This is a genomic window from Enterococcus gallinarum (assembly GCF_021496385.1).
In the GTDB taxonomy this organism is placed as follows: Bacteria; Bacillota; Bacilli; order Lactobacillales; family Enterococcaceae; genus Enterococcus_D; species Enterococcus_D gallinarum.
Map to the genome: position 1 here is coordinate 37,834 of NZ_CP050817.1, position 13,799 is coordinate 51,632.

General features: G+C 32.6%; 12 protein-coding genes and 2 pseudogenes. All 14 read right to left on the reverse strand.

Features of this window, described 5'->3' with window-relative positions:
• Nucleotides 1-96: 96 nt before the first annotated feature.
• The 14 genes and pseudogenes from HED61_RS16790 to HED61_RS16855 all read right to left on the reverse strand — a co-directional run bounded on the left by HED61_RS16790 (nucleotide 97) and on the right by HED61_RS16855 (nucleotide 13,678).
• On the reverse strand, nucleotides 97-2,052 hold the full coding sequence (locus tag HED61_RS16790; protein WP_010731568.1) for an AlwI family type II restriction endonuclease: 1,956 nt from the start codon (nucleotides 2,050-2,052) through the stop codon (nucleotides 97-99).
• Nucleotides 2,052-4,154, reverse strand: coding sequence for a Dam family site-specific DNA-(adenine-N6)-methyltransferase (locus tag HED61_RS16795; RefSeq protein WP_032495685.1), 2,103 nt, complete (start codon nucleotides 4,152-4,154; stop codon nucleotides 2,052-2,054). The genes HED61_RS16790 and HED61_RS16795 overlap by 1 nt, the downstream gene beginning before the upstream one ends.
• Before the next feature lie 624 nt (nucleotides 4,155-4,778).
• A pseudogene (locus HED61_RS16800) lies at nucleotides 4,779-5,249 on the reverse strand (hypothetical protein); the annotation flags it as partial.
• Between the two features lie 47 nt (nucleotides 5,250-5,296).
• Entirely contained in the window at nucleotides 5,297-5,896 is a 600-nt protein-coding gene (locus tag HED61_RS16805; protein ID WP_218210646.1) for a tyrosine-type recombinase/integrase, read from the reverse strand.
• Nucleotides 5,897-6,140: 244 nt separating this feature from the next.
• Nucleotides 6,141-6,605 carry a signal peptidase II gene (lspA, locus tag HED61_RS16810; protein WP_034706604.1) on the reverse strand — a complete coding sequence of 155 codons (465 nt, stop codon included), beginning with the start codon at nucleotides 6,603-6,605 and terminating at the stop codon, nucleotides 6,141-6,143.
• A gap of 23 nt (nucleotides 6,606-6,628) precedes the next feature.
• Entirely contained in the window at nucleotides 6,629-6,853 is a 225-nt protein-coding gene (locus HED61_RS16815) for a hypothetical protein (RefSeq protein ID WP_029486039.1), read from the reverse strand.
• A 206-nt stretch (nucleotides 6,854-7,059) separates the two neighbouring features.
• Nucleotides 7,060-7,395, reverse strand: coding sequence for an ArsR/SmtB family transcription factor (locus HED61_RS16820; RefSeq protein WP_051661423.1), 336 nt, complete (start codon nucleotides 7,393-7,395; stop codon nucleotides 7,060-7,062).
• A 23-nt stretch (nucleotides 7,396-7,418) separates the two neighbouring features.
• A complete protein-coding gene (locus HED61_RS16825; protein WP_029486041.1) occupies nucleotides 7,419-9,386 on the reverse strand; it encodes a heavy metal translocating P-type ATPase in 1,968 nt (655 codons plus the stop codon).
• Nucleotides 9,387-9,415: 29 nt separating this feature from the next.
• Entirely contained in the window at nucleotides 9,416-9,751 is a 336-nt protein-coding gene (locus HED61_RS16830; protein ID WP_029486042.1) for a hypothetical protein, read from the reverse strand.
• Between the two features lie 383 nt (nucleotides 9,752-10,134).
• Nucleotides 10,135-11,475: a peptidoglycan DD-metalloendopeptidase family protein gene (locus HED61_RS16835; RefSeq protein ID WP_029486043.1), complete on the reverse strand. Its 1,341-nt coding sequence runs from the start codon at nucleotides 11,473-11,475 to the stop codon at nucleotides 10,135-10,137.
• A gap of 418 nt (nucleotides 11,476-11,893) precedes the next feature.
• Nucleotides 11,894-12,112, reverse strand: a pseudogene (locus HED61_RS16840) (family 1 glycosylhydrolase); the annotation flags it as partial.
• Between the two features lie 262 nt (nucleotides 12,113-12,374).
• A complete protein-coding gene (locus HED61_RS16845) occupies nucleotides 12,375-12,626 on the reverse strand; it encodes a hypothetical protein (protein ID WP_219645636.1) in 252 nt (83 codons plus the stop codon).
• A 12-nt stretch (nucleotides 12,627-12,638) separates the two neighbouring features.
• Complete coding sequence (locus HED61_RS16850; protein WP_143112410.1) at nucleotides 12,639-13,049, reverse strand: hypothetical protein; 411 nt, start codon at nucleotides 13,047-13,049, stop codon at nucleotides 12,639-12,641.
• Between the two features lie 341 nt (nucleotides 13,050-13,390).
• On the reverse strand, nucleotides 13,391-13,678 hold the full coding sequence (locus tag HED61_RS16855; protein WP_143112411.1) for a type III secretion system protein PrgN: 288 nt from the start codon (nucleotides 13,676-13,678) through the stop codon (nucleotides 13,391-13,393).
• Nucleotides 13,679-13,799 lie beyond the last annotated feature (121 nt).

Here is a 13,799-nt window from a genome sequence, read left to right on the forward strand (position 1 = left end):
ACGAATTGAGCTAGCTTTTACCATAAGTTCACACCATTAAGTGATATTTTCCATTGACTAAAAAACATTCCCGTTTAAATCGAAACTACTACATTTTTACATATTAGCTTCAACAAAAATTTTATCTCGCCAACTTAAGTCAAAATTGCCCGCAAGTTCTTCGTATGATTCATCAATTGCTTTTAATAGTTTTCGTTCATCGAGATTGTTTTTCAGCATATGAAGTAGTTCTCGATTCTCCAGAGGGAAAATCTTTACTAAATCTGCAATTTCATCTTTATTTGATGACCGTAGAGGTACACTTGCAACTGCTCGCCAAATATTTACAGTATTATCGTCCAGTTCATCAGCAATAAATAAAGTAATGACATTCTTATCAAAGTTGTCTACCGTCAAATTTGTTGCATGTCGTAATACTGGCTCCCATTCTCCACGTTTTTGAGCTTGGGCATTCATCAAAGTAACTTCAAGCATTAATGTCAAGTTTTCATAATCAATGACAATATCACCAGCACCACCAGCTGCATGTGATAACGGACGCATTTCACCGTCTAAGGTTAAATTCAAACTCTTTGTAATAAAAAATTCTTCTTTAGAAATATAAAACCATGCAATAGCAACAATATATTCATAAATTGTTGGAACCGTTGCCGATTCTGATACTTCTGATTTAATTTTTTTATCATCTCTCGGTGAAAATAGCGGTAAGATTTCAATAATTTTTTCTCGAGGAAATGTTTTTGAGATAAATTTTCTAAATTTATCTTCTTTTTGCGTTAAAACAACACTTTCGATTTGTGAAGTATTTTCAATTCCAAGAAATGCTTTAATTTCCGACAAAATAGCAGATTCATCTAAATCCAATACCTCAGTTATTGTAGATTCTTGATAGAATGAGTAACTCAAGTTTTCTTCATAATCAGCATAGTTTTCAGTTCCCGAGAAACTCATAGAACTAAATATTATCGAAAGAACATCTTGATTGGTAGCATTGACTAGTCCAGTATTGAAGTCTAATAATCCCGATAAATTGAATGTTCGTTTTGTCATATCTCGATACTCACGAACGATATCATCTTTTTTAGAAAGTACAAATTGATTGTAAATCAACGTATTATTTTCTGACAGCAAATCATTATCTACGTTTTCATCTAAAAAATCTTGGATATTTTTAGATTTCATAAAATTCGTTTTAGCAAAAATAGCTTTTCCAAATCCAAATGCCTTTGTTAATTTATCGTTAGAATTCAATTCAAGCAAAGCATCTAAATTTTCAACATTTTTGTTAGATTTAAACGCCAACAACTTATTTACAAATTCAAAATATATTCCTTGCGTAGCTGAAGATTTTCTATTCACGAACAGCGAATCAAATTCTTTTCTATTTAATGGTTTTTTTGAAAAAAGTTCATCAGCAGTCAATTCACTTGTATTCTCTGGAAAATTTCTATCCAAAAATTCCGAAAAAATTTCATTGTTATCATTAACACTGTGATAGTCGTTAATGATGTCTTTTATTTTCCTATTATCAAATGACGGCTGAATTAAATGAATTAGTGTTAGAAAATCTTGTTGTGGGATATTCTGATACTTTATCACCAATCCCAATGCGACACGAAATGGATAAAAATAATTCATCTTATTTGAATCATAAACACGTAGTTTTAACAGCTGACGAGTGAATAATAAATTATTCGCATCAATTCCTAGTGAACGTTCAACATCATTTGCACTAAGCGTATTTTCATTTATCCAACTATTAGCAACTCTTGAAAGTTTCCTTTTTGAATTTGTTAGCCCAATTTTAACTAAGGCATTGGTTAAGGTTCTCCCACGTTTTGCAAAATCCTCATCAGTATTCCTAGAAAATAAATCTGTTTTTGTCAAAATTTTTTCGTAAAATTCTGCTTGCGCGACATTATTCCATTCATTGAATTCTAGATTTGTTTCTTGAAGATAAGGCAACAAAGTTTTATAGTCGTCAATTAATGTTTTTCTTCTAAAACTTGTGTCACCTAGATTAAATGTTTCTGCGGTATTTGTAAGCTTCATTAAATATCCCTCTCGTAATTTGTGACTAAAACTTCAACTGTTTCACTTTGTTTAGCCTTGGACTGATAGTTGCTATTATTGTAATTATAGTTTAAGACGTACAAATTATATTTTGAAGCCCAACTTTTAAGGATTTCATTTTCTCTTCCGTTATGAATTATCACATTTGAAAGAGCAAACTTAATATTATTTTCATTTGCTTTATCTAAATAATCGTATAAGTCTTTTTCATCTTTTTCAGACCAACCACCATTTTCATTGTAAGCTGCCGTCGTAATAAGATACGGCGGATCAGCATAGATGAAATCTCCTGTGTCTATACTCACTTCTCGGAAATCTTTGGTGGAATATTCAATTGGTGAGTCCTGTATTACTTTTACAAACTTACGTAATTTTTCCTCCATCTTTTTGTTAAAGTCTCGTTTACCAACTGGAAGATTATATTCACCCTTTGAATTAAAGCGAATCTGATTATTAAAACCGAAAACAACTAACAAGTAAAACAGCAATGGTGACGGTGAATTATTATAATCTTTCCTTAGCTTCAGAAATTTTTCTTTATTATATGCACCTAAACCACTAGCACTATTCGCAGAATAGAATTCATATCCATTTTTTTTCGTATTAGATAACCCATATTCACTTATTTTCATTTCCGCTTGGTTGATGAAATCATCTATATCAATAGTTGAAATATACTCAAAAAAATTAATCACATGATTTTCAACATCATTCATAAGATAACTTTCTGCTTGTCCATTTTTTGCCAGATTTGCAGTAACGCTACCACCACCAGAAAATAAGTCAATCAATCGTGTATACCTTGAAGGAAAATATGGTCGTAATTGTGGAAGCAATTTTTGTTTCCCGCCCGTATAATTCAGTGGCGATTGAATTATTTCATCATCAACTGTGCAAAGATACAGTAATTCTTTATGATTTTCTATATTCGACTTGCCCGTTGTAAAAGCATTAAAATCAATTGAAAAAACTTCTACTTGCCCACGTTTCTTCAATGTGGCAATAATTTCTTCATTTGAAATCTTTGCGTTTGAACGTGAATTTCCTTTTTTCGCCATATTATTGTACGAAACTAAAATATATCGAGCGTTAATATTTTGAATCAAATCATCAAATGCTTGGGGTGCTTTAGATTTAGTATAGTCCGAAGATTTTTCAGAGCGGTTGACCGCTTTCATTGCCACTCCCTCAACGTCCGGCTTTTTCCATTCCATAATGTTTTCTAATACATGATAAGCACTTTCATAGCCCCGAGAATTATAAGGAGTATCAATGTAAATAAGGTCTGTTTTAATTTTTCTAACTAGCTGATTAGCATCTTCATTGTAAATTTCATTTCCAACATTTTTATTGAATTCGGGAACTCGTAAATAAATAGGTTTAAAGGTATCCATTTTTTTCCGATATGCATCAAAATGTCCTACTGTGTTAGCCACCTTATCCATAGCATATAGCAAAGACGTTAACAAAAATGCTTTCTCACGTTCGTTTAAATCGTTGTAAGTCTCGATTTTTTCACGGATTGCATCAATTTTTTGTGCGTTTTCAACTGAAAAATATTTATTACCAAAATTTTTATCAACATATCCATGTATACCTTCAAGAGAATTCAGTTCTTCAATTTTGAACTGAATCTTTTTTTCATCTACGGGCATATTTCCGAACCATGTTTCATAAGAAATGTAGTTGCTTGTAAGAATATCGTTAACTATGACTTTTTTGCCTTGCTTGTTAAATAAATTAGCAACAACACCTGTTCCACCAAAAACATCAGCAACTGACTTAACATTTTTGGTGTGTTCCGAAACAACATCATTGATAAAATCTAGTATTTTCTGTTTACTGCCTAAATATCTTCTATTATTGATATGAAGAGGAGTCGATTCAGTTTTAAACAACTCCAATTGTTCGCTGTGACTATGCTTCAATTTTTTGTCAATAAGTTCCGCTTGACTAAATGTCCAAGCATTCTGATGCCCTTTTTTTACTGTGGGTGCAGGAATTTCGTTTTTCCGAACCCAATTGTTTACAGTTTGTCGTGATACTTCGTACTTGTCCATTAAATCTTGTGTTGTCATCATTTAGGCATCACCCTCTCTTTACAGTTAATGCAATTCTACCATATTAAGTGCAATAAGTAATTATCAATGTTTAGTTTTCAAATTACCATTTCCTGTCGTTTGTCTAAATTGTTTTCAAAGATATTATGTTTCTAACAAACGCAGAACTTACTCCTCTTCTTGTTCTCTTAAACTTTCTATTTCCATTTGCTCTTCTATTAATTTAATAAACCGTTTCTCTTCTATTTCTTCCGCTACTTGTTGTTCTTCCATTTCTTTCATTAATTGAAGTAGTCTTTTTTCTTACTCCTGTTCCATTAATTGAAAAAAACGTTCTTCAGAATAATAGGGGCTAGAATTTTGTTGGAACATTTGACTATCAAAATATTCTTTCTCAATGTTACCGTACAAATCGTTTTGTATTTGTTTCAACTGTTCAATATATTTCTCACTTGTGCTGTATAAATAATATTAATTGTCAAATTAAGTTAGACAATTAATATAATGAAAAGCGAATTTGATTTTACTCCGCCATCTCTTGAGCTTCTCCCAAAGAATGGCGAGAACGAAGAAACGTGGGAAATTGATTTCAAAAATGGGGTGGCACTATGGGAAGCATTACAAATACCCGCTCCTATTGCATTAAATGAATAGAAACAGTCGCAGGGCTTTTTCCGTATCTGATATCTCTTTATTCATTATCTCACCATATTGATTGTTTACCTCGTCTTCAGTTAACATTGGTGGCACATATCTTCCTTGAATCGTCGATACTTCTACCCCACCAGTTCGTATTTCACCGGGAAAAAGCGCATCCTCTGCTGCAACGATCCGATTAATCCGCTTACTTGTCTCTAACAGGGGCTCCTGTACGTCATTTAAAAGCATTTCAAAGCCTCTTTTTAAGTTAACGACGGTCAGGACATCATCTACCACCACGTTGTTGGCCCGATTATACTTAATAATCTCTTCTGTTTGTAACAACGTTGTATTTAACCCTTCAAATTTCCCCGCATTATACACCAGCTCTACAATGTTTTTCTTCAATAAATACACAGACTCTTTGCGAGATAAGTGATATTTATCAGGAAAGTTAGGCTGCTTTTCTTCGTTCATTTTCTCACCTTTTGAATTTTTCTTCTATTGTATAGGGCATTATTCTGTCATAAATCCAAACTCTTTACTGCAGTATCTTTGTCTTCCTGGGTGATTCCAATATAGCGTAAGGTCTCCCGTTGCGAAGAATGGTTGAGCAGCGACTGAATGATCTCTGTTTTGGTTCCTTGCTTGTACAAAAAATAGCCAAAAGTCTTACGCATCGAATGGGGACCAATTTCTTTCAACCCAACCGCCATTCCTGCTTCATGAATGATCCGCCAAAGGCTTTGTCGGGTCAAAGGCGTATCTGCTCCCTTTCGACTTGGAAACAAATACCTGCTGAAGTCCTGTACTTGCAGCTGCTCAGAAAATTCGGATTGAACATAATCAAGAATCACTTTTCGTAATTTGTTCGAGATGAAGACCGAATTGTGCTTGGCCGTTTTTTGCTCCTTCATGGCCAGACGTTCTTTGACAATCACCCGCCCACGGGAAATTTCTAACACATCACTTAATTTCAACTGTCTTAAATCAGAGATTCGATACGCCGTATTGATCCCAATCGAAAAAAGCACCAAATTTCGTTGCCCATATTTTCCGGAAGCCAAAATTGCCTTCATGGCATCGATCTTTTTTTTATCGCGAATCGGTTCCACGCTCTTCATTTTTATCCCCCTATCAAATGTTACTTAATATGATTATAACAGATAATAAGTCACATTTAAACAAGCTATAGAAAAAAGGACCTAAAAGAAAAGTGATTTTCTCTTAGAGCCTCTAAGGATGGAGCGATTTTAACGAATGTGACAGAATCTGATTGTGTCACATCAGTAAAATTTATGGAATATATTTAAGCAGATACTTTTTAATAGCACTTTTCTCAGAATGTCTTGCATAAGACCATTAAAATCAATGATTTTTATTCTCTACATTTGATATTTTATCTGATAGATAATCAGTGATCACCAAAAGCACACCAAACGTCAACATTACATCTGCAATATTAAATACAGGGAAATTTAGAAAATCAAGACGTAGCATGTCAACTACATAGCCAATCCTTATTCGATCTACTAAGTTTCCCAATGCACCTGCAATAATAAAATTCAGGCCACTCGTCAGAATCTTTTTTTTACTTTTTAACATTAGCCAACCCAACATAGCGATTATGGGCACCGATATAACAATCAATAAGTTTGTATTATTACTCAAAATCCCCCAAGCTGCCCCACTATTTTGAATATAGGTCAGTGAAAAAATATCGGGAATAATGACTCTTTCTTCATATAATGCAAAAATATTAACTGTCAATAATTTAGCAATCTGATCTACACTTAGAAGAACGAATATTGATATTACACTTACAAATAACATGAAAGCCCTCATCATCTAAATATTTATTTATTGAATAAATTTGAAAGTTTTTCCCATAACAACAATATAGTTTCCTTGTTATTAAAAAAAGGTATTTGCACAGTATCTAAATTTTCAAATAATCCAGCTGCCTGATCATAATAATCTGCTAAGAATGTAGCTTGTTCATTCAAAAGAGCATTTGCTTCTTCAATATTGCCATTAGCTATTAGATCTTTGATTGTTTGTAAAATTTCTTCTCTATTCATTGAGTTCCTCCGTATCAAAATATTTACCTCAATTACTTAACACATCAGCTAATAATCACAAATTAACACTGATAAAGATAAATGATACTATAATTAAAACTAGGAATATTTGAGTTAAACAGCCTAAGCAGCCTCTGTTACTTCTATAGGAACCATGATTACCATGATGTTCTTTTTTGTAAGTGTTACTTTTATGGTGGTCATCTCTATAATAATCTTTTTTGTGATGGTGTCCCACAAAATTCACCCTCTTCCATAGTGTGTTCAAACAGAACTTTTAAAATAGTTTTTATATGTTCATCATTCAAGGAGTAGTACATATACTTTCCTTTACGCTCTGCTGAAACCATCCTATTACTTTTCAACTTAGAAAGATGATGCGATGTTGCTGTGTGTGATCTTTGGACCAATGACTGTAATTCAGAGACATTTCTTTCTTGTTTCGACAAAAAAAACAGTATTTTTAGTCTGGTTCGATCATTGAGTACTTTTACGATTTTCTGGGCTCCCTCAACTGATCTTTCTAAATCCTTATTTTTCATTTAGAATCTCCGTCCTATAATTTTCACATTTCTTTTTGAGGAATTAATAATCTCAATCCGTTAAAAATAACCAACACAGTACTTCCTTCGTGAGCTAAAACTCCTATTCCTATAGTCATTTTACCTAAAAAGTTTAATGATATTAATAGCAACACAATAAACATTGAAAAGATAATATTCTGCCAGACAATTTTATTTAATCGTCTAGATACTTTATGAGCATAAACTAAATTCGATATGTCATTCTTCATTAGAACCACATCCGCTACATCGATAGCAACATCCGTTCCATCGCCCATAGCAATTCCTACATCCGCATTAACTAAAGCTGGCGCATCATTGACTCCGTCACCTACCATTGCAGTTAGTCCATATGAATCCTGTTGCTGTTTAACAATTTTCGCCTTATCTTCCGGTAAAACATTAGCAATTACTTGACCAATCTTTAGCTCATTGCCAATCGATTCACCCGTAAGTTTAGCATCTCCTGTAATTAAAGTAGTGTGAACACCTTGATCATTGAAGTATTCTATTGCATCTTTTGCATTCGAGTTAGGGACATCCATTAATGCAATTAAACCTATAACTTCCTTATTAATTGCTATTAAAACAACAGTCTTTCCGTCTTTTGAATACTCATTAACTTTTTCTTTTATGTTTTTATCATAACTGTTAAATTCCGAAGGTTTAGAAATTCTATACTCATTATCATTGAAAGTTGATACTAATCCTCTGCCAACCTCATTTTCTACTGATAGTGTTTTTGTCTCCGTATGTGGAAAATTACTAACTATAGCAGTCGCTAAAGGATGATTTGATTCTTTTTCCATTGATACAATAACGTCGATTACCTCTTCTTCGTCGACCCCATCAATGAAATATTGATTTGTAACAACGGGTTTTCCTTTCGTCAAAGTCCCTGTTTTGTCAAAAGAAATAGCTTTAAGTTCCCCTAAATTAGATAAAAATGATCCCCCTTTAAACAGTACACCTCTCTTAGCTAAATTAGAAATCGCTGATAAAGTAGCTGGTACCGCACTAGCTGCTAATGCGCAAGGTGAAGATGAAATTAAAAATACAATACTTCGATATAAAGTTACATTCCAGCTCCATCCAAAAACTGTTGGACCCAAGACCAATATAAATGGGAAAATCATCAATACTAAGGTCACATACTTGGGCTCTAACCTCTTTATGGTTGTTGCTGTTTTACTCAAATTTTTCTGCGATTGATCAACTAGTTTTAATATTTTTGCAAATACAGTATCACTACTATCTTTTGAAACTTCCATAACAAATGAACCGGTACCATTAATTGTACTTCCGAATACATCGTCACCCACTGTTTTTTCTTTTGGAATACTTTCACCGTTTATAGACGACTCATCGATTGATGTTGTTCCAGAGATTATTTTCCCATCTGTAGGCACTTGTCCTCCATTTAAAACTTGCACTTTATCTCCGACCACTAATTGATCAACTGACACGACTTCAACAGAGTTGTCAGTTGATATTCTTCTAGCTTCAGTGGGATTTAGCTTTAGTAGATTCGTAATTTCTCTCTTACTCTTACCCTCAGCGTAATCTTCTAAGAAATGTGCTCCGGCAAAAATCAAAATCAATAGACCGGCTTCCTCAAAACTACCAATAATCATTGCGGCAGCTGCTGCTAATACCATTAAAAAATGAATATTAGGCATGAATTTTTTCGTTCTCAAACTATCTTTTATTGTATCTCCAAAGCCCTCTATGATTACATGGTACCCTGCAGAAACCACCGTAATACTAAATAACATGTTAGAAAGTATAAGTAGATCTTCTCCTAAAAATAGAGCAATTAAAAATGTGATTAACCCTATGAAGTAAAAATATACTGGGATATTCCCATGGCTATGATCGTGTTCTTCATTATGTTTATGCTCAGTGCCTCCATGGTTACTAGTCTTGTTTTTAAGAGAATGATTTTTGTTGTTGATTTCTTCTTTGTCCATTTACGTTACCTCCTAAATATTGTTTATGATTAATCATAGTTTTTGAATTCTTTGTTTTCATTCAAAATCTCATCTACATTTCGCCGATAAAAATCATGCTCTTTCAGCCACTCCTTAAAGCTCCCCTCAGATAACTGATAGATTCCTTTTATTTCTTGGTTATTGAAACCTAAGCTAAGTAATTTTAAATATTTCTCTAAAGTTAAGTCTCCAATTTTTTTGTTTTTGGAGTTATATCCTAGAAACTGTCCCAACAACTGAATTTCTTTTTTTAGTTCTGTATGATCACTATCTAACCAGTTAGGATTTTCATTTAAAAGCTTAATCAATTTTCTCCGTATTTCTTTTTTTCTTTCTTTTGACATCTTACTCATCCTTTAGTTAATATAAGAATATTATAAATGATTAATCAAACATATGTCAAATCATTCATATGTATTTTAAAAAAATTACGGTTTTTCTTCTGTGCAATCAGCTTCGATCGATTGCTTTTGAATATATACCATCGATTTCCACCTAAATTTACGTCGATATCTAAAACATATTCTATAAATGAGATTAAAGTGTTTTGAAAAATATTGAAATAATTACCTAATTTATATTCTTTATACTTGTCTTTAACGTATTAAAAGATAATTCTATTACTTCGAATAATTTAAAAAAAGTGTATAAATCCAGTAAAAAATCTAGCGTAATAAAGCATACTGCCTTAAACACTAGATTTCTCTAAAATAATAAACATGAAATTCTATAAGCCTATATAAGTCGCTGGGTCCACAAAACCGGACCACAATCCAGTAGACATGCCCAAGTGCAGATGAACTCCAGTAGAATTACCCGTCGTTCCCATCCCTCCTAAGTATTCTCTTGAAGAGACTGACTGGCCTACTGATACCGCCGGTGGGGTACTCATATGCATATAATAACTATACATACCGTTAGAGTGTTTTATAATCACATGATTTCCAGTAGACGGTCCATAACCTGCTGCAACAACTTCTCCGGAATTAATTGAAAAAATTGGAGTTCCAGTAGATCCGGTAAAATCTAAACCATCATGTTGATTTCCAGAATATCCTGTGGGATCTGAGCGAAACCCAAATCGGCTTGAAATATTAATAGAATCTAGAGGCCTACTCCAACCAGTATTTGACGAACTAGACTCCTCGGTTGATAGAACATCTTTTTCTTTGGAAGATAAATCTACGTTGCTTTTTTCTTCATTCGATACAACATTTTCTTCAGATTTACTTGTCTCGCTTGGATTTTCTTTTGTAGCTTTTTCATCAACCAATTCCGCATTCTCTGCTGAATTATCAATAATTGTCTCTCGTTTCTTAGATACTTCCAAATCAGCCATTCTCTTAGCGTCTTCTTCAATTTTTCGTTGCTTTTCCAAAGCCTCTAAAGCTAATTTCTTTTTCTTTTCTGCCTCATCTCTTTCCTCAATGAGTTTCTGTTTCTTTTCTTCTTCAGTATTTAAAGATAGGGATAATTCAGCTAACTCTAATTCTTGTCCCAATTTGATATCAACTAAGTTTCTTTGTTTCTTATCTAATTCAGCAGACTGATCTTCAATGTCAGTTAGTTTTTTTTCTAATTCTTTTTCAAGTGCAACACTCTTTTTTATATCCATCTGCTGCTGTTCTACTACACCGTTACTCGCGTTCATAATCGTAATAGAGGCAACGGCTTTATTTATTGCATCACTAATAGATTCTGAGCTAAGTAATGTCTCTATTAAACTATTAGATGAATCAGAAGTTTGAATATCTCTAGCTTGATTTCTTAGCAATTCTTTTCTTTTGTTAATCTTTATTGTCAGCTCCGTTATTTCTTTAGAAATTTCATTTGCTTTTTTTTCCGTAACTGATTTATTTTCAAGTATTTCTTTAATCTCGGCATCAATTTTCTTAATTGAATTATCAGTATCTAACTTTTGCTCCTCTATGGTCTTTGTTTCTTTCTTTATCACGTCAATTTTCTGTTCCTGTTTACCAATCTCATTATCTATATCCTCCGCATATGCAGAAACCACCGACATAGAAAACAACATCAAAATACTGGAAATAAAAATATTTTTTTTCACAAAAATTCTCCTATACTTTTGATAAATATTATTTATATAAAGCATAGCAAATAGAATAAACAATACTCGAAATAATAGAATTTAAAACAAATAGAAACAAATAGAAATATTTTGTCATATTTTTGAAATACAAGTAACCGATTTTGATAGTAATCCGATGGATACTCAACAATATCTGATTACACCTTGTAGCATTAAAAAAGATATACAACTCCTTGTTAAGCTTTTCTTATCCTATCTCAGCTTTACATAAATGGGGGGATTAAAGGACTTTAGTCAATTAATTAAAATAAGTTTATCCTCAATTAATTCTCCTTGTAATTCTCATCTTAGTAATATATTTCTTAAATTGAAATATCAGAGACTTTTAAATCTAAAAATCAAGTACATTTACAGTTCATGAGTAAGCAGTGACTTCCTACAAATCATTCCCATTGGAAGCAATAACCCCTTTGTACCAATAAAAGGATTTCTTCTTGTATCTTTCAAAGTTTCCGCTCTGGTTGTCATTTCTATTGACATAAATCAATCCATATCTCTTTTTCATTTCCCCTGTGCTTGAACTGACAATATCTATAGGGCTCCAAACCATGTAGCCCCAGATTTCGACACCCTCATATATTGCTTGCTTCATTTGAAATGGCAACAGTTTTTTTGACAAATTTTATAAGGTGCAGAACTTCTTTCCGTATGCTATTCCGATTGTCCTTGACAATGAGCCTCCTCGGATGTGACGATCTTCGGCAGGAGCTAACAGTTAAAGTTTGTTTTAGGGATCTTGTTAGTCATAGGTAGTCTACTTTTATTTTTACCAGGCAGCTCTTCGGTTATTGAGCAACTACTTCAACTAAATTAGCTTCGCTTATTAAAAGCCGACTTCCCAAAAAGGAAATCGGCTTTCATAGCTTTATCATATATAAGTTTTGATCATCTTCAGATAGATCTTTAAATGCTTCATCTGAGCTCGAAATTTCATAAGCTCTAACAAAGTCATCAATTGTTAAACTATCTATTACTTCATCGCTAAGACTCTCATTCGATATTGTTTCTGATACTGATTCATCTGTTGCAATCTCATCTGCATATGCATTGATACTACTTGATACTGAAATACCAAAGAATAAAACTAACGTTAAAAATATTTTTTTCATTTTTAGTTCTCCTTATTTTTGGAAAATCAATTGTTTTTCTATTTTGTTCATACCATCATCATATTTGCAATCTAATACTATTTTACCCGTTGATTCGTCATAACTAGCTACTTTTACCAATAAAGAAAAGTTTTTAGTATTGCTATCAACATATCCAGTAACTGTTTGCTCTTCTCCATAAATGGTAACTGAAATAGAACTCTCACCACTTATACTAACTTCCTCTATTGGTTTATTCGTAGACTTTATCGAATTACTTTCATAAAGAACTTCTGATTCATTCAAATAATTTCTTGCTATTGTAATAGGAACTTCTATTGCATCTTTATTGTTTTCAATAAAAATACCTGTTTTACCATTATTTTTCAGGAAAAATAGTGTACCAAGTACTACCAAAACTGTGCAAGATAAAACAATCGTCAATACTTTCCTTTTTGATTTTTTCATATCTTTCAGTAAATTCGAGAAATGAATCTACTGTTCCCCCTTTCTGACTCAACTATATTTTAGTCATAGGATATTGTAAATATTTATTTTTTCGATATTTAAAACATAGACAAGATATAATTTTATTTAAATTATACACTATTGCTGTTTTAAATAACCCTTACAAAAATGTAATAATATTACCTTTCACAAATAAATACAGATACTTTAACCTTCCCAAAAAAGTAAACTGACAAAATCATTTATTAAGTTACATCGCCTATATCACTTAACGAACACGTAAAAAACTAAAATACAAAGAAGAATGATCGACATAACTAATTAATTTGTTCTTTTTCTTTTTTTGGATTGATACTCTTTAAGAACTTCTCCTCCAATACCAATAAATGACGATAAACATCATCCATCGACCAGCCTGAAGAAAGACTAAGACAATATAAAAAATCACAAGGTAACGTTTTTACTGCACGGTTTCTTGTTACCCAGCTTGCTACTGTACTCTGCTTATAGCCATGTAACTCACAAAATTGCTCTACCGTAAGACCTAACCGCGAAATAATAAATACATTGATCGGGTAGGGATATACAAAGGTATTGATACTCATAGTCAGAAAGACCTCCCACCATATTATTACGTTTGCGATAATAGTACTACTCTTTCTTAAGACCAGCAAGCAAAGCGGAGAAAAGAAGGAACGTATCATAGATATAATGTAATAGGCAATT

Excerpts from the sequence above, each read along its gene's own strand:
- HED61_RS16825 (WP_029486041.1), bottom strand. The coding sequence starts at position 9,386 with ATGGACAAAGAAGAAATCAACAACAAAAATCATTCTCTTAAAAACAAG.
- HED61_RS16815 (WP_029486039.1), bottom strand. The coding sequence starts at position 6,853 with ATGAATAGAGAAGAAATTTTACAAACAATCAAAGATCTAATAGCTAAT.
- HED61_RS16795 (WP_032495685.1), bottom strand. The coding sequence starts at position 4,154 with ATGATGACAACACAAGATTTAATGGACAAGTACGAAGTATCACGACAA.
- HED61_RS16830 (WP_029486042.1), bottom strand. The coding sequence starts at position 9,751 with ATGTCAAAAGAAAGAAAAAAAGAAATACGGAGAAAATTGATTAAGCTT.
- HED61_RS16790 (WP_010731568.1), bottom strand. The coding sequence starts at position 2,052 with ATGAAGCTTACAAATACCGCAGAAACATTTAATCTAGGTGACACAAGT.
- HED61_RS16820 (WP_051661423.1), bottom strand. The coding sequence starts at position 7,395 with ATGAAAAATAAGGATTTAGAAAGATCAGTTGAGGGAGCCCAGAAAATC.
- lspA (WP_034706604.1), bottom strand. The coding sequence starts at position 6,605 with ATGTTATTTGTAAGTGTAATATCAATATTCGTTCTTCTAAGTGTAGAT.
- HED61_RS16855 (WP_143112411.1), bottom strand. The coding sequence starts at position 13,678 with ATGAGTATCAATACCTTTGTATATCCCTACCCGATCAATGTATTTATT.
- HED61_RS16805 (WP_218210646.1), bottom strand. The coding sequence starts at position 5,896 with ATGAAGAGCGTGGAACCGATTCGCGATAAAAAAAAGATCGATGCCATG.
- HED61_RS16845 (WP_219645636.1), bottom strand. The coding sequence starts at position 12,626 with ATGAAAAAAATATTTTTAACGTTAGTTTTATTCTTTGGTATTTCAGTA.